Source organism: Microbacterium sp. UFMG61 (genome assembly GCF_015354505.1).
Taxonomy (GTDB): domain Bacteria; phylum Actinomycetota; class Actinomycetes; order Actinomycetales; family Microbacteriaceae; genus Microbacterium.
The window spans coordinates 14,424-34,032 of the sequence record NZ_JACAFP010000012.1 but is presented as its reverse complement, the minus strand read 5'-3'; the positions used below and the strand labels follow the sequence as shown (position 1 = coordinate 34,032).

Annotated in this window: 18 protein-coding genes and 1 pseudogene; 7 read left to right on the top strand and 12 right to left on the bottom strand. The window is 69.7% G+C overall.

Features of this window, described 5'->3' with window-relative positions:
- Positions 1 to 16 precede the first annotated feature (16 nt).
- The 3 genes from menD to IXW21_RS15110 form a co-directional block, all read right to left on the bottom strand.
- Complete coding sequence (menD, locus tag IXW21_RS15120; RefSeq protein WP_194765087.1) at positions 17 to 1,696, bottom strand: 2-succinyl-5-enolpyruvyl-6-hydroxy-3-cyclohexene-1-carboxylic-acid synthase; 1,680 nt, start codon at positions 1,694 to 1,696, stop codon at positions 17 to 19.
- Positions 1,693 to 2,046 carry a PLD nuclease N-terminal domain-containing protein gene (locus IXW21_RS15115; RefSeq protein WP_194765086.1) on the bottom strand — a complete coding sequence of 118 codons (354 nt, stop codon included), beginning with the start codon at positions 2,044 to 2,046 and terminating at the stop codon, positions 1,693 to 1,695. The genes menD and IXW21_RS15115 overlap by 4 nt, the downstream gene beginning before the upstream one ends.
- A gap of 214 nt (positions 2,047 to 2,260) precedes the next feature.
- Positions 2,261 to 3,307, bottom strand: a complete 1,047-nt coding sequence (locus IXW21_RS15110; protein WP_194765085.1) for a PQQ-dependent sugar dehydrogenase — start codon at positions 3,305 to 3,307, stop codon at positions 2,261 to 2,263.
- A 212-nt stretch (positions 3,308 to 3,519) separates the two neighbouring features.
- Here IXW21_RS15110 and IXW21_RS15105 point away from each other — a divergent pair, with 212 nt between their 5' ends.
- Positions 3,520 to 5,592: a bifunctional lysylphosphatidylglycerol flippase/synthetase MprF gene (locus IXW21_RS15105; RefSeq protein ID WP_194765084.1), complete on the top strand. Its 2,073-nt coding sequence runs from the start codon at positions 3,520 to 3,522 to the stop codon at positions 5,590 to 5,592.
- 22 nt (positions 5,593 to 5,614) lie between these two features.
- On the opposite strand, the gene arfB is transcribed toward IXW21_RS15105, so the two are convergent.
- A complete protein-coding gene (gene arfB / locus IXW21_RS15100) occupies positions 5,615 to 6,055 on the bottom strand; it encodes an alternative ribosome rescue aminoacyl-tRNA hydrolase ArfB (RefSeq protein WP_194765083.1) in 441 nt (146 codons plus the stop codon).
- A 59-nt stretch (positions 6,056 to 6,114) separates the two neighbouring features.
- The gene (locus IXW21_RS15095) at positions 6,115 to 7,401 is read right to left on the bottom strand and encodes an MFS transporter (RefSeq protein ID WP_323742272.1); all 1,287 of its coding nucleotides are present in this window, start codon (positions 7,399 to 7,401) and stop codon (positions 6,115 to 6,117) included.
- A 70-nt stretch (positions 7,402 to 7,471) separates the two neighbouring features.
- On the opposite strand from IXW21_RS15095, the gene IXW21_RS15090 reads away from it, so the two are divergent.
- Both IXW21_RS15090 and IXW21_RS15085 read left to right on the top strand, forming a co-directional pair.
- Positions 7,472 to 8,086 carry a TetR/AcrR family transcriptional regulator gene (locus IXW21_RS15090; protein ID WP_194765082.1) on the top strand — a complete coding sequence of 205 codons (615 nt, stop codon included), beginning with the start codon at positions 7,472 to 7,474 and terminating at the stop codon, positions 8,084 to 8,086.
- 108 nt (positions 8,087 to 8,194) lie between these two features.
- Positions 8,195 to 9,388: a low temperature requirement protein A gene (locus IXW21_RS15085; RefSeq protein WP_194765081.1), complete on the top strand. Its 1,194-nt coding sequence runs from the start codon at positions 8,195 to 8,197 to the stop codon at positions 9,386 to 9,388.
- 24 nt (positions 9,389 to 9,412) lie between these two features.
- On the opposite strand, the pseudogene IXW21_RS15080 reads toward IXW21_RS15085, so the two are convergent.
- A pseudogene (locus tag IXW21_RS15080) lies at positions 9,413 to 9,488 on the bottom strand.
- 135 nt (positions 9,489 to 9,623) lie between these two features.
- On the opposite strand from IXW21_RS15080, the gene IXW21_RS15075 reads away from it, so the two are divergent.
- Positions 9,624 to 10,559, top strand: coding sequence for a hypothetical protein (locus tag IXW21_RS15075; RefSeq protein WP_194765080.1), 936 nt, complete (start codon positions 9,624 to 9,626; stop codon positions 10,557 to 10,559).
- On the opposite strand, the gene IXW21_RS15070 is transcribed toward IXW21_RS15075, so the two are convergent.
- Positions 10,548 to 11,534 carry a helix-turn-helix transcriptional regulator gene (locus tag IXW21_RS15070; RefSeq protein ID WP_194765079.1) on the bottom strand — a complete coding sequence of 329 codons (987 nt, stop codon included), beginning with the start codon at positions 11,532 to 11,534 and terminating at the stop codon, positions 10,548 to 10,550. The genes IXW21_RS15075 and IXW21_RS15070 overlap by 12 nt on opposite strands.
- 61 nt (positions 11,535 to 11,595) lie before the next feature.
- On the opposite strand from IXW21_RS15070, the gene IXW21_RS15065 reads away from it, so the two are divergent.
- The gene (locus IXW21_RS15065; protein WP_194765078.1) at positions 11,596 to 12,642 is read left to right on the top strand and encodes an ABC transporter ATP-binding protein; all 1,047 of its coding nucleotides are present in this window, start codon (positions 11,596 to 11,598) and stop codon (positions 12,640 to 12,642) included.
- Positions 12,639 to 13,430: an ABC transporter permease gene (locus IXW21_RS15060; RefSeq protein WP_194765077.1), complete on the top strand. Its 792-nt coding sequence runs from the start codon at positions 12,639 to 12,641 to the stop codon at positions 13,428 to 13,430. Before IXW21_RS15065 ends, IXW21_RS15060 begins: the two co-directional genes overlap by 4 nt.
- A gap of 67 nt (positions 13,431 to 13,497) precedes the next feature.
- Here the strand turns inward: IXW21_RS15060 and IXW21_RS15055 are convergent, their stop codons facing one another.
- Together IXW21_RS15055 and IXW21_RS15050 are read right to left on the bottom strand one after the other, a co-directional pair.
- Complete coding sequence (locus tag IXW21_RS15055; protein ID WP_194765076.1) at positions 13,498 to 14,496, bottom strand: NADP-dependent oxidoreductase; 999 nt, start codon at positions 14,494 to 14,496, stop codon at positions 13,498 to 13,500.
- Between the two features lie 31 nt (positions 14,497 to 14,527).
- Positions 14,528 to 15,241, bottom strand: a complete 714-nt coding sequence (locus IXW21_RS15050; protein WP_194765075.1) for an SDR family oxidoreductase — start codon at positions 15,239 to 15,241, stop codon at positions 14,528 to 14,530.
- 120 nt (positions 15,242 to 15,361) lie between these two features.
- Between IXW21_RS15050 and IXW21_RS15045 the strand changes: the two genes are divergently transcribed.
- A complete protein-coding gene (locus tag IXW21_RS15045) occupies positions 15,362 to 15,964 on the top strand; it encodes a TetR/AcrR family transcriptional regulator (RefSeq protein WP_194765074.1) in 603 nt (200 codons plus the stop codon).
- A gap of 9 nt (positions 15,965 to 15,973) precedes the next feature.
- Here IXW21_RS15045 and IXW21_RS15040 read toward each other — a convergent pair whose 3' ends face one another.
- The 3 genes from IXW21_RS15040 to IXW21_RS15030 form a co-directional block, all read right to left on the bottom strand.
- Positions 15,974 to 17,365, bottom strand: coding sequence for a DUF6716 putative glycosyltransferase (locus tag IXW21_RS15040; protein WP_194765073.1), 1,392 nt, complete (start codon positions 17,363 to 17,365; stop codon positions 15,974 to 15,976).
- A gap of 17 nt (positions 17,366 to 17,382) precedes the next feature.
- Positions 17,383 to 18,255: an N-acetylneuraminate synthase family protein gene (locus IXW21_RS15035; RefSeq protein ID WP_194765072.1), complete on the bottom strand. Its 873-nt coding sequence runs from the start codon at positions 18,253 to 18,255 to the stop codon at positions 17,383 to 17,385.
- 85 nt (positions 18,256 to 18,340) lie between these two features.
- Positions 18,341 to 19,609, bottom strand: a complete 1,269-nt coding sequence (locus tag IXW21_RS15030; protein WP_194765071.1) for an acylneuraminate cytidylyltransferase — start codon at positions 19,607 to 19,609, stop codon at positions 18,341 to 18,343.

Sequence of the window (19,609 nt, the reverse complement as noted above, 5' to 3'; positions counted from 1 at the left end):
ACAACGTCGCGAGGGTTCAGCGCGTGAGCGGGACCTCGATCAGCTGACGCCCGCCGGCCGGGGTGGTCAGCGCCTGATCGAGAGCCGTGCGGGTGGTGATGCGCTGGTACTCCCACCCGTAGGCGAGGGCGAGCTGCTCGAGCCGCACGGTGTGCGGGGTGTAGAACGCGCGATCGAGGTCGGCGCGGGCCGCGGTGGATGCCACTTCGAGCCCGTCGAAGATCGTGCCGCCGCCGTCGTTGCCGACGATGACCTGCAGGCGCGGTTCGTCTTCGTCGGGCGGCAGCAGCAGCGCGCCGACATCGTGCAGGAAGGCGAGGTCGCCGAGCAGCACACGCGTGACACCCGGCGCTCCCCCTGCCTGACTGGCCAGGGCGATGCCGGTCGCCGTCGCGATCGTGCCGTCGATGCCGGCGAGCCCGCGGTTCGCGTGCACGGGCACCTTCTTGCCGCCGAGTACGCCGTCGGCCACGCGCACCAGTCGCGACGACCCGAACACGAGCCGGTCATGCGGCCAGGTCGCCCGCCAGACAGCATCCACCAGCAGCTCCCGGTCGAGCGGACGTCGCACGGCCTCGAGCTCGGCTTTGACGGCGTCGCGGCGGGCGGCGAAGTCGGTCGAGGCGAGCCCTTCAGGATCGGGAGCTCGCTCGCTGAGATCGACGGCGCGGGCGGCGGATGCCGTGAGCCACGCCCCGAGCCATTCGCGATCGGCGGGGCCGGACGCGACGGCGACGGATGCCGCAGGCGTGGTGCGACCGTTGAGGTCGAGGTCTTCTCCGCCGCGGCGCACCGCGACCACATCGACGTCGGCGCGCGACAGCAGACGGGTGACCTCGCGACTGAGAGTCGGATGGCCGAGCACGACCGCGCGCTCGATGCGCCCGCCGAGGTCGGCGTCGCCGAGCAGCGCACGGTAGCCGTGCACGACCTGGCGACCGAAACGCGCGCCGCTGACGATCTCGGCGATGAGCGGCCACGATCCGGCGTGCGCGACCTCTTCGGCATCCGCACCCGCATCGGCTCCGGCGATCACGACGGTGCGCGGACCTCGGTCGAGCACCAGGGGGGCTGCGAGCACGGGGTGCGGAACCTCACCGGGCGCGACCCGGATCGCGGGGATCAGACCCGACAGCGGCTCGCGCGACGGCAGGTTCAGGTGCACGGGCCCGGCGACGCCGGGGTGGCCGTGCGGAGCATCCGCACCCATCGCGATCTCGACCGCGCGGGCGCCCAGCCCCGACCAGTCGCCGTCGCCCGGCACGGGGGCGTCGATCTGCTCGCGCACCCACGGCGAGAACATGCCCGGCTGGACGGTCGCCTGGTTGGCACCGACACCGCGGAGCTCGGGCGGACGATCGGCCGTCAGCAGCAGCAGCGGCACGCCGGAGTGGAAGGCCTCCATCGCGGCAGGAAGGAGGTTCGCGGCGGCGGTTCCCGAGGTGCAGATCGCCGCCGCCGGTGCCCCGCTCTCGCGAGACAGGCCGAGGGCGGTGAAGCCCGCGACGCGCTCGTCGATGCGCACGTGCACACGAAGGTGCCCCTGGTTCGCGGCGTGCACCGCGGCGAGCGCGAGGGCCTGCGAGCGGGATCCGGGTGAGAGCACGAGATCGCGCACGCCGTGCGCGATGAGGTCGGCGATGAGGGATGCTGCGGCATCCGTCGCGGGAGACTCCGCAGCGGGCGATGCCGTCACGGACGCGGGTCCGGCGCTGCGCCGTCGTCGGTCTCGTCTTCGAGGCGGGCGAGTTCCTCTTCGAGGCGGCGGATGCGCGCATCCTGTTCGCTCTTGCTGATGGTGCGCAGGAACGTCGGGTCGTCGTCGGGACCGGTGACGCGGATGGCGTCGCCCGGGTCGTTCGCGCGACGGCGGCCGATGACGAACCAGAGGATGCCGCCGATGACCGGGATGAGCACGACGATCGCGACCCAGACGGCTTTGCGCACGCCGCGGTGCCGCGTCGACGGCTGCACGGCGCAGTCGACGATGCTGTACACCCAGAAGATGGCGGCCAGGAAGCCGCCTACGATCAACAGTCTCGCCACACCTCCAGTGTAGGCGGGTGTGCGCGGGGCGGATCGGTCGAGCGGCGCTGAGAGGGCTGAGATCGCTTTCCGACACCCGATCGTTAGACTGCGCGGACCATGACCGATCCGTCGATGCGCCTGCGCCGCCGGGAGCTGAAACCGGAGATCGCGCGCGAGACCCCCGGCGTGGCGGTGGGTCTCGCGGCGAACCTCGGGTCTCGGGCCGCACAGCTCAGTCGCGGCCGAGGATCAGGATGCGGTCGTCGCCGTCAGTGGGGCTTCCGCGCCCGTCGGTGTTGTTCGTGAGCATCCACAACGCGCCCCCGGGACCCACCACGACGTCGCGCAGACGACCGTACTCGCCGACGAACTGCTCGGCGCTCTCGGACAGATCGTCGAGAGGCACGCTGCGCAGGCGCTCGCCGCGCAGGTTCGCCACCAGGACGTCGGATCCGGTGACCGCGATGCCGCTCGGGCTCGCGGCATCCGGCGACCACTGCTGCACGGGATCGATGTAGTCGTCGTCACCGGCGAGGCCTTCGACCTCGGGCCAGCCGTAGTTGCCTCCCGCTTCGATCACGTTGAGCTCGTCCCACGTGTCCTGTCCGAACTCGCTCGCGTACATCGCGCCGTCGGCATCCCAGGCGATGCCCTGCGGGTTCCGGTGACCGTAGCTGTACACAGGCGAGCCGTCGAACGGATTGTCCGCCGGGACCTCCCCCTCGGGTGTGAGGCGCAGGATCTTGCCGGCGATCGCATCGAGATCCTGGGCGCTGTCGCGATCGCCCGCATCGCCGGTCGTGACGTACAGCATCCCGTCCGGACCGAAGGCGATGCGTCCGCCGTTGTGATTCCCCGCCGCGGGGATGCCGTCGATCACGACGGTCGGCTCGCCGAGCGACAGATCGCCGGCCTCTCCGCGGATCTCCCGTCGCTCGACGCGGTTCTCGTCCGTCGCGGTGAAGTAGGTGTACAGCTCGCCGTCGTGCACCGCGAGCCCGAGCAGACCGCCCTCGCCGCCGGGTTCGACATCGTCGATCACGCCGATCTCGCGCGTCTCGCCGCCGTCGGCGACCTCGAGCACCCGCGCCGTGTCACGCTCGCTGACCAGAGCCACGTCGTCGTGGAACGCGATCGACCAGGGCGCGTCGAGCCCCTCGACGAACGACTCCGGCGCGGGCACGGACGTCGTGGTCGGCTCGGCAGTGCACGACACCAGCAGGACGACGGATGCGGATGCCGCGGCGAGCGCGACCGCCGCACGTCGTAACGATGTCATAGAGCGGAGGCGGGAGTCGTCGGGCATGACTCCATTCAAGGCGGTATCGGGGCCGAGCGGAATCACGGAGCGCAGATCTGCCGCCCACGGATCCCGTATCGCCGCAGCGTGCTTCATGGTCTGCGGCGGTGTGGGATTCCGGTGGGCGTGGAGCCACTGTTCGCCACGACGGCGCACTCCACGCGGCGCGGGGTCCTCGCTACGCTGAGCGCATGACCGAGACGCGAACCCCCGCGCATCCCGTTCTCGCCGTCGTGCGGCGGATCCCGGCGACGCTGACCATGGTGCTGCTCATCCTGATCGTCGGCGTGGCGTGGCAGGGACTGTGGCGTCCCTTCGAAGACACACCGCTGTTCGAGACCGTCGCGTACGGGCTGCCGAACTTCCTCGACGGCAAGTGGTGGACGCCCCTCACCGGCACCTTCTTCGTGAACGCGCCCTGGGTCTACCTCTTCACGATCTCGGGGTTCTGGGGAATGGCGTACCTCGAATTCCGCCGGGGCAGCCGCGTCGCCCTCGCGTACTACTGGATCGGCCAGCTGTTCGCGATGTTCGCGACGGCGCTGCTGCTCGCCTTCGCGTCGCAGCTCCCGTGGGCGTGGGCCGAGGCCCAGGCCCAGGCCCTCGACGTCGGCGCATCCGGAGGAACCATGGCGTGCATCGCCGCGGCCGTCGGCCTCTTCCGCCCGCCGTGGCGGGTGCGCGGGTGGCTCGTGCTGCTCGGATTCGTGTTCATCGCGATGCTGTTCTGGGGCGCGGTCGCCGACCTCGAGCACCTGCTCGCCGTGCTGCTGATCCTGTTCGCCGACCGCACCCTGCGCGTGCAGCGGACCACCGTGCGCGAGCAGCGCCTCATCGCCGTGGTCGCACTGCTGGTGCTGGGCGCCGTCGAGATCATCACGACCCTCGTCGCCACGGACGGACCCTTCGGCCCCACCGAACCCGCTTCCGGCGGGTTCATCGATCTGGCCATCGATCTGGTCGTCATCGGCGTGCTGATCACCGGCCTCCGCCGAGGACGCCGCTGGTCGTGGGTGCTGGTGATCCTGCTCGGGCTGTTCAACATCGTCATCGCCGCACTCGTGCTGATCCTCATCACCGTCTTCTCGCAGGCCGACATCGATCTGCGCTGGGACGGCGAGACCGAGCTCGCCCTGGCGAACGGCTTCCTGTGGGTGATCATGCTCGCGTACATGATCGCGGTGCGCCGGGCTTTCCGGGCGAAGCGCAAGTCGCTCCTCGGAATCCAGCCCGCCCCCACCGTCGACGATGTCAAGACCGCGCTGCGCGCTCACGGCGGCGGCACGCTGTCGTGGATGACGACGTGGGACGGCAACAGCTACGCGCGCACTGCCGGCGGCATCGTCGCCTACCAGCGCCGCGCCGGTGTGGCGCTGGCTCTCGCGGATCCGATCGGCCCCGCGGGTGCGCGCGCCGACGCCGTCGCGGAGTTCATCCGCACCGCCGAGCTGGCCGGGCTCGTTCCGTGCTTCTTCAGCGCCGACGACGCGACCCGCGATGCGGTGCCGGAGGGCTGGCGGAGTCTGGTCGTCGCAGACGATACGATCGTCGATCTGCCCGGGCTCGAGTTCACCGGGAAGCGCTGGAACTCGGTGCGCAGCTCGCTCAATCGCGCGGGTCGCGAAGACATGACGTTCCGCATGACCCGACTGGCCGACGAGCCATGGGGCGTGCGACAGCAGCTGCGTGCGATCTCGGAAGCCTGGGTCGGCGACAAGGACCTGCCCGAGATGCGGTTCACGCTGGGGACCCTGGACGAGGCGGAAGATCCCGAGGTGCGGCTCGCCCTCGCCCTCGCGCCGAACGGCGACGTCGACGGGTTCCTGTCGTGGCTGCCCGTGTACGGCGACGGCGGCGGCATCCGCGGATGGACCCTCGACCTGATGCGGCGGCGCGACGGCGGCTTCGCGCCGGTCATGGAGTATCTGATCGGGTCATCGGCCCGACAGTTCTCGGAGGAGGGTGCCGAGATCATGTCGCTGTCGGGCGCTCCCCTGGCCCACGACTATCCGCCGGACGCGGGCATGATCGCGGCTCTCAGCGACCGCCTCGCCGATGCCCTCGAACCGGTCTACGGCTTCGGCTCGCTGCACCGCTTCAAGCAGAAGTTCCACCCGCGCTACGAGACCATGTACCTGCTGTTCCGCGACGAGAGCGACCTCGCCGCGATCGGCACCGCACTCACCCGGGCGTTCCTGCCGGATGCGACACTGCGGCAGTTCGCGGGGGCCGGTCTCGAGCTGGTGCGCGGCACGAAGGACTGACCCGCCGTCCGCATCGGTCGCGTCAGCCGTCGCGCGGCGGCTTGCGCATCTGCTTGACATCGGTCCGGCGCTTCTTCGCGGTCAGTCGCCGCTCCTTCGACCCGCGGCTCGGCTTCGTCGCTCGGCGCTGCGGCGCCGGCGGGCGGAGCGCCTCGGCGACGAGACTCACGAGTCGTTCGCGTGCGGCGTCGCGATTGCGCAGCTGCGCCCGGTACTCGGATGCCGCGATGGTGATCGTGCCGTTCACGAGCCGGCCGTTCAGGCGGTCGAGGATGCGGTCGCGCTGATGCGGTGAGAGCACGGCGGAGTGCGCGGCATCCCACACGAGCTCCACTCGGGAATCGGCCGTGTTCACCCCCTGCCCGCCCGGCCCCGACGAGCGCGAGAACCGCCACGACAGCTCGGACTCCGGAATCGTGAGGTTCGCCGAGACCCGGAGACCGGGACGGTGGGGCGTGGGCATGCATCCATCATCCCGCGCTCCGGGATCGCCGGGGCTCAGGCCGCTCGCGCGGGACGGGCTCAGCTGTCGGCGTGGGCGAGGGCGGGTTCAGCGTCTTCCGCGCTCTCGACGTGCCCCCGCTTCGCGGTGTTCGCGATGTGCGCGCGGCCGACGACGATCGCCGCCATCACCATGAGCGCAGCACCCAGCCAGTACGGCGCCGCGTGGCTGACCGTGGCGTACAGCGCGCCCGCGATCAGCGGTGCAGCCGTGCCCATGGCCGCGTTCAGCGACTGCGTCGCGCCACCCAGCCAGCCCTGCTCGTCGTCGCCGACCGCATTCGACATGGCTCCGTCGAGAGCAGCGGTCGAGGCGCCCTGCCCGGCGGCGAGCATGAGCGCGCCGACGATGAAGACCCACGGCTGGGCGAAGATCGAGGCGACGACCGCGAGTCCGACCAACCCGATCATCTGGGCGATGATGCCGCTCACGATCACGCCGCGCTCGCCGATGCGAGGGAGCAGGATGCCGAGCAGCACGCCCTGGATGAGGATGTCGATGATGCCGACGCCTGCCGTGAGCAGACCGATCTGCGTGGGACCCCACTGGATCGAGTCGAGGGCGAGCACGCTGAAGTTGTTGACGAAGAAGCCGAACGGCAGAGCGAGCAGACCGAAGCCGATCATGAGCCCCCGAAGCTCCGTGCGTGCGAACGCGTTCGTGAAGACGGCGAAGGGCTGGATCTCGCGCGTGCGGATCCGCGCGATGCGGTTCTCGGGCTTCAGGCTCTCGGGGAGCAGGAAGATGCTGAGGATCGCGATGACGATACTGACGGCGGCTGTGAGGAAGACCGGGAGCTGCAGACTCACGGCGGCGAGGAGGCCGCCGACAGCCGGCCCGATCATCATGCCGATGCCCGAGAGCGCCCCGAGCAGACCGAACCGCTGCGCACGCTTCTCGGGAGGCGTGATGTCGGCGAGATAGGCGAAGAGCGCCGGCAGGTCGCCGGCCGTGAGGCCCTGGATCACCCGTGCGAGCACGAGAACCCAGATCGCGCCGCCGATGCCGAACAGCGTCATGGCGAATGCCGCGCCGAACGCGGCCGCGATGATGACGGGTCGCCGACCGAAGCGGTCGGACAGGCGGCCGAGGAACGGGGCGACCAGGAAGGCGCAGAGGCCGTTGATCGCTTCGAGGACGCCGACCCAGATCGCGAGGTCTCCCTCCTGCGAGACGTACTGCAGCACGACGAAGGGGAGGACGGGGAGCACGACGGTCATACCGATGACGGTGAGCATCGTCAGCACGATGAGCATGATCCAGGCGCGCTTTTCGCTGCGCGCGAGCGTGGGGTTCGGTGATGTCACTCCGGAACTGTATCAATACCAGTTTTGTTGTCAAGCCAGTTTTGTATCAAGTCCGCGATACGCTGGAGAAATGTCGAACACCGAACCCCTCGGACGCCGCGAGCGCAAGAAGGCGGCGACCCGCAAGGCGATCTCCGACGTCGCCACGATGATGTTCCTGGAGCGGGGTTTCGACAACGTCAGCATCCGGGAGGTCGCGGATGCCGCCGACGTCTCCCCCACCACAGTGTTCGCGCACTTCCCCCAGAAGGAGGCGCTCGTGTTCGACGAAGACGACGAGCAGCGCGATCGCCTCGTCTCCGCCGTGCGCGGTCGCGCGGAGGGCGTGACGATCAACCGTGCGATCCGCGCCTTCTACACGGCCGAGGTCGGTGCCAACATCGACGAGCACGGCAACGACGTCACCCGTATCTTCCTGCGCTTTCTCAACGACACGCCGGCCCTGCGCGACTACGCCGCGAAGATGTGGCTCCGCCACGAGGATGCACTCGCCGAGGCCATTGCCGACGAGCTCGGGCTCGACGACCCCACCGCCGAGATCCGCGTGTACTCGCGCTTCGTGCTGCAGATGCAGCTGCTCGTCAACGAGAACGACGACCAGCTCGGCATCCTCGAGGCCGGGTTCGCGGTGCTCGAGAACGGGTGGGCTCCGGTCGAGGCGGCGCTCACCGCGCACTCGGGATAAGCACCCGCGATCCCGAGGACACCGTTCTCGGGGATCACGAACCTCTGCAGACGCGCCATTTCAGAGCGAGCGCGTCCGGGTCTCGATCAGCGATGCCAGGATGGTCCCATGGCATTCGGGATGGCCCGCGACGTGCTGCGCCCCACGGATTCTCCGCGCGCGGATCGAGTGACGTACGTCGAGCTGTTCTTCGACCTCCTGTTCGTCCTCGCGCTGACCCAGTTGTCGGCCTACCTCTACGACAACCAGACTCCTCTGGGCGCCTTCGAGGGCGTCATCATGGTGTGCGCACTGTGGTGGGCCTGGGTGTCGACCACCTGGGTGACGAACTGGCTCGACCCCGTGAAGCTTCCGGTGCGCGGGGCGGTGATCGCACTCGCCTTCGTGGCTCTCGTGATGAGCGTCTCGATCGCCGAGGCTTTCGGCGATCGCGCGTGGGCGTTCGCGATCGCCTACGTGGTGCTCCAGGTCGGGCGCACGGCCTTCATCGTGTGGGCGACAGCCCGTCACGATCGGCGCGTGGCCCGCGATTTCTCGCGCATCCTGTGTTGGACGGTCGCAGGAGGCGCGTTGTGGATCGTCGGCGCACTGCTGCCCCTCGAATGGCAGCTGCCACTGTGGGCCGCGGCGCTGGCACTCGAACTGCTCGGAACGGTGCTCGGTTTCCCGGTGCCCGGGTGGGGCAAGGTCCAGCTGCGCTCCTGGGATCTCTCCGGTCCGCACATCGCCGAGCGCACGTCCCTCTTCGTGCTCATCGCGCTCGGCGAAGGCCTGCTGGTGACCGGCTTCGCGTTCGTCGAGAAGGAATCGTCCGCCGCATCCATCGCTGCGATGTCGACGGCGTTCGTCACTGCAGCGGCGGCCTGGTGGATCTACTTCGATCACGGCGAACGCGTCGGCGCCGAGGCGATCGAGGCCTCAGAGGAGCCTGCCCGGCTCGCCCGCACCGCGTACACCTGGGTGCATCTGCCCATCATCGCCGGCATCGTCCTGATGAGCGTGGGCGACAAGGAGACGCTCGCGCTTCCCGACCAGCGCGGCCTCGCGGCGACGGTCGTCGTCGTCGGCGCACCGATCCTCTTCCTCACCGGCACGGCGCTGTTCCGTCGCGTGCTCGAGGGGCGCTGGGTGCGAGCTCAGCTGATCGGTCTGGCGGCTCTCGTCGTGCTCGCCGGTGTCGGGTTCGCGGGCTTCACCGTCAACGCCCTCACGCTGTCGATCACGAGCGCGGTGGTTCTCGTCGGAGTCGCCGCCGGCGAGACCGTCGAGCGTCTGCACCGCGGCCGCCGCTCAGGGGGCTGACCGGGCATCCGGATCCGGACAGAGTGGACGCGACGGCGGGAGTCGAACCCGCAACGCCGTCAGATATGAGCTGAGGCCCGGGACCGCCCGGATCGCCGCGATGGGGATGACGTTACCTCGCGCCACACCGGAACACCAGGATCGTTGCGGGGATTGACAGAGTGAGTCGCCGCGTGTCCGGAAGCGTCACGCCGCGTCATCCGGCTCCGTCCGCGCTGCGGTGTACGGTCGCCTCATGGCAGCCGCAGAGTCCCCCGCGACGACCGGACAGAAGACCCACCGCTACCTGCGGCTCTCCCTCGTGTTGATCGTCTTCACCCTGCTCGTCAGCGTGGCTCTGCAGAGCATCGTCATCACGTGGGAGCCGCTCATCGTCGGCTGGCACCCGCTCGCCTCGATCAGTCACGCGTTCTACACCCCGGCGCGCGACATCTTCGTCGGAGCGCTGATCGCGGCATCCGTCGTACTCCTCGCCCTCTCCGGACGCAGCCGGGCGACGACCCTGCTCGATGTGTGCGCGGTGTTCGCGCCGCTCATCGCGATCGTCCCGACCGGGCTCGCCGATTCTCGCGCGATCGGCCATCTCGCCTGCCCAGACACGGCGGACTGCATTCCCTCGGCGAGCATCGGCACCGCCAAGGCCGGGATCGCCGTCTACGCGATCGTGGTCGTGGCCGTGGTGGTGACGATGGCGGCGATCCGACGCCGCACCCGCACCCCGAACCGTTCCGCTCGCCTGGTATCGGTCATCGCCGTCATCACCGCGGTCGTCGTCGTGGCGCTCGCGTTCTGGCCCGCACTCAACGAGCACTTCCCGTTCAACTTCTGGCCGGTGCACAGCATCCACTTCGCGGTGACCCTGGTGTTCTTCGGGGTGTTCGCCGCCGTCCCGATCCTCTACGCCGGAGGCCCGCTCGAGCCCGGCGAGACCCCACCCACTCCGCGCCAACGATCGATCTACCGCTGGATCGCGGGGCTCCTGATCGCCGACCTGCTGCTGCTCGTCGTCGCTCTGCTCTTCCGTCAGACCTTCGGCGAGACGCCTGTGGTGCTGTTCGGAGAGGCCGTCGCCCTGATCCTGTTCGCGACGTTCTGGTGGGTGCAGACCTTCCAGCGGTGGGATGACGCGAATCCGCCCTCTCTCGTCGCGCGCGGGCAGCTACCCGCGTGAGGCGGGAGCGGGCGCATCGAGTGCCCGCAGCAGCCGCTCCACCGCCTCCGTGAGCTCCGCGCGATGCGGCTCGGGGAGACTCGTCGTGTACTCGACGCCCTCGGGGATCCAGAGCAGCGCGTACATCGCCTCCCGCCAGTCCGATCCGCCGAACGGCCACCGGGTGCGGTCCTCGCCCTCTGCCGTCGCCCCGTCGGACCACGGGCCGAACACGGCCTCCATGGTCGACAGCGGCAGGTCCATCACGGCATCCGCCTCGATCTTCTGCGGAGTCCACGACGCGGCGATCAGCACGCGCTCCTCGATCTCGTCCTCGCTGATCTCGCGACGGGTGAACAGCACCCGCGTGTGCTCGACCGACACGATGCGGTCGACGCGGAACGTCCGCCAGTCGTCACGATCGAGATCCCAGCACAGCAGGAACCACTTGCGTCCGGAGGGAGCGAGGGCGTGCGGTTCGACCCGTCGGATGCTCTCGGCCCCCGCCCCGTCGACGTACCGCATGCGCAGTCGCTCGTGGTCGCGCGTCGCCATCGCGATCTCGCCCAATACCGCCGGCGACACGACCGGCCCATCACCGATCCGCGACGGCTGCACGGAGGCGGCGAGCGCGTTCACCCGCTGCCGCAGCGCCGTCGGGAGCACCTGCTCGAGCTTCGCGAGTGCGGTCATAGTGACCTCCGCACCTCCCACGAGCTGCTGCGTCGCCGCGACCCGGAGGCCGATGGCCATCGTGACGGCCTCGTCGTCGGTGAGCAGCAGCGGCGGCACCGCACTGCCGGCCTCGAGGCGGTAGCCGCCGGCCGCACCCGGCGTCGACTCGACCCGGTACCCGAGCTCGCGCAACCTGTCGACATCGCGGCGCACGGTGCGCTCGGTGACGCCGAGTCGGCCGGCGAGCTCGGTCCCGGGCCAGTGCCGGTGCGTCTGCAGCAGGTTGAGCAGCGCGAGAGCGCGAGAGGTGGTGTCGGACATGATGTCAGATTGCCAGATATTGCGGACAGAATCTGTCCTGGTTGATTCGTAGTCTCTGAGCATGTCGAACGAATCCATCATCGAAACCGAGGGCCTGACCAAGGTCTTCACCGTCAAGAAGACGCCGGTGCACGCAGTCACCGATCTCTCCTTCACCGCGGTCCGCGGCGAGCTCGTCGCGTTCCTCGGTCCGAACGGCGCGGGCAAGTCCACGAGTCTGCGGATGCTGACGACACTGATCCCTCCGACGTCGGGAACCGCCCGGGTGGTCGGCCACGACATCCACACGGATGCCGCCGGAGTGCGCGCCCGCATCGGCTATGTCGGCCAGCTCACGAGCGGGAGCTTCTCGCAGCGCGTGCGCGACGAGCTGTTGAGCCAGGGCGCGTTCTACGGCATGACCCGGCGCGACAGCATCCGCAGAGCAGACGAGCTGATCGAATCGCTCGACCTCGCGTCGTTCGCGACCCGCACGGTGCAGCAGCTGAGCGGCGGGCAGAAGCGCCGGCTCGACATCGCGCTCGGACTCATGCACGCCCCGCCGCTGATCTTCCTCGACGAGCCGTCGACGGGCCTCGACCCGCAGAGCCGAGCGAATCTCTGGGAGCACATCCTCGACCTCCGCACGCAGCACGGCACGACGGTGTTCCTCACGACACACTACCTCGAAGAGGCCGACCGCTATGCCGAACGCGTCATGGTCATGGACAAGGGCCGCATCATCGCCGACGACGACGCGGCGTCGCTGAAAGCGACCCTCGCCGGGGACGTGCTCACGTTCGGCTTCGCGAGCGAGGCGGATGCGGTGGCCGCGCGCCCCGTCATCGCACGGCTCAGCACGGCCGATGCGGCCATCGACGGCGACTCGGTGTCGCTCGCCGTCCCCGACGGCGATCAGCTGCTGCCGGTGATCGTGCGCGAACTGGATGCCGCCGGCATCCTCGTCCGCCGGGCGACCGGAGTGCCTCCCACTCTCGACGACGTGTTCCTCGCCCTCACCGGGCGCACACTGCGCGAAGCAGGCGAGGGCGGCGGCGACGCATCCGAGACCGGCGCGGACGCCGCAGCCGACACCAGCGAGAACGACAAGACAGGAGTCCTCTCATGACCACCACCGACACGACCACCGACACCCTCGTGCGGGCGAACCTCGTGCGCGACACGAAGAACGTACTCACTCGCGAACTCAAGCCCGTGCTGCGCGACCCCTTCACGCTGATCTTCAGCCTGCTGCAGCCGCTCGTCTTCCTGGGCCTCTTCGCGCCGTTGCTGATCGGCGGTTCGGGTCAGCCGGCGAGCGAGACCCTGGCCTGGTTCGTGCCGGGTGTGCTCGTGATGATCGTGCTGTTCGGCACCGGAGCGACCGGGTCGAACCTGCAGTACGAGATGATGACCGGCTCGCACGAGCGCACCCTGGTCGCTCCCCTCGCCCGCTCGTCGCTGCTCGTCGGACGGGCTCTCAAGGAGATCGCGCCGATCGTCGTGCAGGCGCTCGTGATCGTGCTGATCGCCTGGCCGTTCGGGTTCGCGATCAACGTGCCCGGACTGCTGATCGGACTCGCCCTGCTGGCGGTCTTCGGCGTCGGGCTCGGTTCGCTGTCGTACTCGCTGGCACTGGCCACGAAGGATCGCGAGTGGCTGTTCTGGGGCGTGCAGCAGTCGCTGATCTTCCCGCTGCTGATCCTCTCGGGCATGCTGCTGCCGCTCGATGACGGCCCGGCGTGGATGCGCGCGGTCGCCTCGGTCAACCCTGTCAACTGGGTCGTGCAGGCAGAGCGAGCGCTGTTCGCCGGCGACCTCGGCGATGCGACCGTGCTGTGGGGCTGGATCTCGGCTGTGGCCGTCGCGGCGATCGGCCTCGTCGTGGGAGTGCGTGCCATCCGCCGCAGCAGCTGAGATGAGCGGATGCCGGCTCTGCGCCTCCTCACCCGATTCGGCGGAAGGTGCAGAGCCGGTTGCTCGTTCAGCTCTCGAGCGTCGCCACGATCTTGCCCCGACCACCACCGGCCGCGAGATCGGCGAGCGCCGCAGGGATCTGCTCGAACGGATACGTCTTCGAGACGACGGGCGTGATCACCCCGTCATCCACCAGAGTCGCGATGCTGCTCAGCTGGGCGCCATCCGCACGCATGAACAGGAACTCGTACCTGACTCCGAGGCGCTTCGCCTGGCGCCGGACCTTTCGACTCAGCGCGGCGATCGCGAGCCGCACCACGACGTTCAGCTTCTTGCGCTTCGCGAACGCGGGGTCGGGAGGCCCCGAGATCCCGATCGCGAGACCGCCCTTCTTCAGTACACGCAGCGACCTCTCGAGATTCTCGCCGCCGAGACTGTCGAGCACGAGGTCGTAGTCCGAGAGCACTTCTTCGAAGTCCTCGGTGCGGTGGTCGACCACGACATCGGCGCCCAGGCGGCGGACGAAGTCGGCGTTGGCCGCGCTCGCGGTCGTCGCGACGGTGGCTCCGAGATGCTTCGCGAGCTGGATCGCGATCGAGCCGACACCACCCGCGCCCGCGTGGATCAGGACCTTCTGACCGTGCGTTACCCGACCCCGCTCGACCAGCGCCTGCCAGGCCGTGAGCGCCACGAGCGGCAGGGATGCGGCCTCTGCCGCCGTGATGCGGGTCGGCACGAGAGCGAGATCCGACTCGGCGACCGCGAGGCGTTCGGCGAACGCCCCCATGCGGCGCTCGTCGGGACGCGCGAACACCCGATCGCCCGGCCGGAACGACTCGACGAGTCCGCCGACGCGGATCACGGTGCCGGCGACGTCGTTGCCGAGCACGACCGGCAACGAGTACGGCAGGATCTGCGCGAACTCGCCCGCGCGGATCTTCTCGTCCAGCTGGTTGAGTCCGACGGCCTCTACCCGGATCAGGACGTCTCGGTCACCGACATCCGGTTCAGCGGTCTCTCTCAGCTCGAGCGGCTGCCTGTACTTCGTGAGCACGAATGCGCGCATGATCGTTCTCCTTCACTCTCAGGGGTGGAGGTCAGACGGCCGACGTGCCGAGCTGGGGGTAGACCGCCTCCAGCGGCGCACTGAGACCGGCCTTGAGCTGCACCGAGATCTCGTCGGCGAGCACCTCGTACTCGCCCCGTTCCGTCGCGTCGAGGATCGACCGCACGAGGTCGGCCGGATCGGTCTTGGGCTCGGAGACGTGCTCGGCCATCGCCGTGTCGACGTAGCCGACGTGCACGCCGACGACGTGCACTCCCGCGGGCGCCAGCTCGAGGCGCAGCGAGTTGGTCGCCGACCACAGCGCCGCCTTCGTGGCGCTGTAGATGCCACCGACGGCGAACCAGGCGAGAGCCGAGTGGATGTCGATGACCGTGGCTCCGTCGCGGCCCGACAGCAGCGGAGCGTACGCACGCGTCAGGAAGAGCGGGCCGAGGAAGTTGGTCTCGACGTTGCGACGGATCTCGTCATCGGTGTGCGTGAGGATCCCCGCCGTCGGCACGGAAGCTCCGGCGTTGTTGATCAGCACGGTCACGTCAGATGCTGCCTCTACGGCGTCGCGGATGGACTGCGCATCGGTGACATCGAGGGTCAGGGGCACGACCCGGGCGTCATCCCACTCGCGCGGCGTGCGTGCACTGACGTAGACCTTCGCAGCTCCCCGCTCGAGCGCCTGGTGCACGAACTGGGTGCCGATGCCTCCGTTCGCACCGGTGACGAGGACGACAGCTCCGTTGAGTGAAGGCACGGACCGCTCTTTCTTCTTCGCGACTTCTTCTTGCGACAATGAGGTGTGATCGCTGAGCAGATGCACAAGCGACTCCAGTCATAACCGACTGTACTCAGTTTCTATTCCGAGGGGACGCGAATGTCGAGCCAGGCCACACCTCTCGGGCGACGCGAGCGGAACAAGCAGCAGAAGCTCGAGCGGATCACATCCGCCGCGGCCGAGCTCTTCGCCGCCCACGGCATCGACGACGTCACGACTCAGCAGATCGCCGAGAGAGCGGATGTCGGCACCGGGACGCTCTTCCTCTACGCCAAGACGAAGGGCGAGCTTCTCCTGCTCGTGCAGAACGTGCACTACGCCGAGGCGCTGGAGGCCGGACGCACGGCGGCCGAGGCGACCACCGACACACTCGACGCGGCGATGGCCCTCCTGCGCCCGATCATCGAGTGCAACCGCGTGCAGGTCGAGAACGGCCGCACCTACCTCCGTGAGATGGTGTTCGGCAACCCCGCAGACGCGCATCACGCCGAGGCGCTGAGGATCGTCGGCGAGACCGAGGCGGCTCTGACCGGCATCCTGAACCGCGATCCGCGCATCGACGAGCACCGCGCCCCGGCGCTCGCCCGCATCGTCTCGGCCGCGATGTTCGTCACCCTGGCGGCGAGCATCAACGCCGACGCGAGCATCGACGAGATCGCCGCGGACGTCCGGACCCAGGTCGGCGCACTGCTCGATCGGTGAGCGCGGCGCTCAGCGGCGGATCGAGTCGTGGAACGGGTTCGGCTCGAGCGTGACGTCGGTGGTCGCATCGGCCCATGTGCCGCCGTCGCCGGACGCTCGGCCGCGACGCACAGCGGCGAGCGCCTTCGTCGCGGGAGCCCCGATCGCGAGCGCCGCCGCACCGCTGAGCGTGCGATCCTCACGACCGAGCACGCTCGCGCGGTGCCATGCCTCGTGCAGCGCACCACCGCGCGCGGCGGGCACGCGCTTCGCCGGCAGAGCACCGGCGCGACGCAGGGCGACGAGTTGCTCGACGTGCTCCCACCAGGTCGAGTCGCTCGCGGGGTGGAAGTAGTTGTCGCGCAGCCAGTCGGGGTGCGGATGCCGGAAGCGGCCCGCCACGACCTCTCTGCGTCCGCCCAGCAGTCCGCTGCCGACGAACACCGTGTTGAGCAGGCTCTTGCTGACGCCGAACGAATCGAGCGCGATCACGGGAACGCCGAGGGCGACCGCCTCGACCGCCGCGGTCGAGCTGACGGTGACGAGTCCTGCGGCGGTCGACAGCGCATGGGCCATCGAGTCGTACGAGACGACGAGGTTCGCGGGCCTGCGCGACGGAAGCAGCTCGAGGTACGGATCGCGCTCGAGGTGGGTCTCGGACTCCCCCGGACGTGACCGCAGCTTGACGACGATGCGGCGATCCGGGTCGGCCTCGGCTGCGCGCACGAGAGTCGCGGCGATCTCGGCGCGCTCCTCGCGACCGACCGGCACGAGGGCCTGCGCCGCGAAGACGATATCGGTCGCCGGAGCCCGCACCGGACGCGGGGCGTCGGGCCGATCCGCCACGATCGTGCCCGCCGGCCGCACAGAGTCGCCGGCGAGCACGCGTGCACGGTCTGCCTGGAGCATCCGAGACCGGGAGCGCGCGAACGGCAGCGTCGCGAGAGCCGTCGGCATCCGCACGTCGATGAGCCGCCCGAGCTCGGCGAACGCCCGCGCCTCGCGATGCGAGTGCACGACGAGCAGATCGGCATGCCGGCGGTAGTCGAGTGCCCCGCGTTGGGCGGGGATCGCCATGCCGGGCAGGCCGGCCACGACGACCGGGCGATGCGTGAGCGCATCGATGACCCTGCCCATGAGTCGCACGAACGGCCCACGCCCGGCGAGCAGGACCACGTCGGGGCGTTGCCCCTCGAGCCACGCCGCCGCGCGAGAGAACGCGATGCGGGTCACGGCCTCGACCGGCATGCCGGTGCCGGCGAGCGCCGTGCGCTGCTGCTCGACGCTCGCGGTCAGCGGCGTCTGCACCAGCAGCAGATGCGGGCGGATGCCGGGCACGATGCCGAGCAGCGACGCCGACCACTTCACGAACGAGTCGGCGTCGGCGATCGCGACGACCCGCAGCCCGTCTGAACGGCTCATGCGCGCGCCCGCTCCGGTCACGCCGAGACGCGTCGCAGTTTGGCCATCGGCGCGCGCTCGCTGTCGAACACGCGCTTGACGCCGTCGCCCAGCGCCGTCTCGATCACGCGGATGTCGCGCACGAGGTGCTCGAGGCCGGTGGGCTCGAGCGAGGCGGCGTGGTCGGACCCCCACATGGTGCGGTCGAGGGTGATGTGGCGCTCGACCGCGACCGCGCCGATCGCGACGGCGGCGAGCGAGATCTGCAGTCCGCGCTCGTGGCCCGAGTAACCGACCGGCACCCCGGGGTAACGGTCGCGCAGCGTGGCGATCGCGCGCAGATTGGCCTCTTCGGGCTCGAGCGGGTAGGTCGACGTGGCGTGCATGAGCACGACCCGGTCGGTGCCGAGCGTGGCGAGCGCGCGGTCGATCTGCTCGATCGTCGACATGCCGGTCGAGAGGATGATCGGCTTGCCCGTCTCACGCAGCGCGACCAGCAGCTCGGTGTCGGTGAGGCTGGCCGAGGCGACCTTGTGAGCCACGACGTTGAGGTCTTCGAGGAAGTCGACGCTCGGCACATCCCACGGCGACGCGAACCAGTCGAGGCCCTGCATCGTGGCGTGATCGCCGATCGCAATGTACTCGTCGCGGCCGAACTCGACGCGACGGCGGTAGTCGAGGTAGCTCATGGTGCCCCACGGCGTCTCGCGCGGCACGTCGCGCATGTGCTCCGGGGTGGAGATCTCGGGGGTGCGCTTCTGGAACTTCACGGCGTCGGCGCCCGCCTTGGCCGCGACGTCGATCAGTCGCTTGGCGATGTCGACGTCGCCGTTGTGGTTGAGGCCGATCTCGGCGATGACATAGGCGGGGTGACCGCCCCCGATGACGCGTGAGCCGATGCTGACAGTCATGATTCCTCCGGTGGTCGAAATGGCCTTCTCCCCTGGGTACGCGCCGAGTGTGAACGACGGGAGGCCTGAGGGTTACCGGCGTCGGTCAGGCGGGCAACACCCGTTCGATCAGCTCGCGGACGGCCCCCTGGCCGCCCACTCGACGCAGCACGACACGCGCCGCGTCGATCACGAGCGGATGCGCGTTGGCCACCGCGATCGGCCATCCGACGATGCGCAGCGCGGGCAGGTCGTTGACGTCGTTGCCGAGGTACGCGATCTCGGCGAGCGGGATGCGGTTCTCCTTGGCCCACGCGCGCAGCGCCGACTCCTTGTCGTCGATGCCGTGCAGCACCGGCACCCGGAGCTTGTCGGCGCGCGCCCGCACGACCGGGTTCACCTCGGTCGACAGGATGAGCATCGGGATGCCGGCCTTGCGCAACAGGGACACGCCCATGCCGTCCTCCCGACTGACCCGTACCCGCTCGACACCATCGGCGTCGATGGTCGCGGTGTCGTCGGTGTGCACCCCGTCGAAGTCGGTCACCACGGCACGCACAGGTATCCGCTCGGGCGACTCGTACAGCGCGGCGAGCGCCCGGGCCATCCGCAGCTGCTGCTCGTCGTCGATCTCGATCGCCGACCACTCGGGCACCTCGGCGATGCGGATGCGCCCGAAGAAGCGGTGCTCGGCCTCGCGGAACCCCTCCGCGCGGAACACGTAGAACGCACCGGTCTCGAGGAAGTGCGGCTCGCGGTCCTGACGCCGCGGCCGGCGCGTGGCGTCGTGGTTGAGGGCGACGGCCGTGCCCGCATCCGGCTGGGTGCCGGCATGCGCCTGCTCGTCGACCGCCGCCCGCTGATCGCCGGCGCGGGCCCAGAGGAACCCGTAGGTCTCGAAGGCGGAGAAGACGCTGTCGGCCCGCCCCTCGGCGACCGCGGAGACCGCGCCGGCGAGTGCCTCGCTCGGGATGAACGGCGAGGTCGCCTGCAGGAACGCCACGACGTCGACCTGCTCGCCCGCCCGCTCGAGTTCGGTCAGCACGTGCAGGATCGCACTCTCCGAAGACGCCGTGTCACCCGAGATCTCGGCCGGACGCCGCACGATCCGGGCGCCGGCGGCTGCGGCGACCGTCGCGATCTCCTCGTCGTCGGTCGAGACCACCACGAGGTCGATCCCGCCGGCCGCGAGCGCACTGCGCACGGCGCGCTCCACGAGCGGCACCCCGCCCACGCGCCGCACGTTCTTGCGCGGGACGCCTTTCGACCCGCCGCGCGCGGGGATGATCGCGACCGTCCGCGCGCGCCCTGTCTCTGTTCCGGCATCCGCGCCGGTACCGGCACCGGTCGTCGGGGTCTTCTCTTCGGGGGTCAT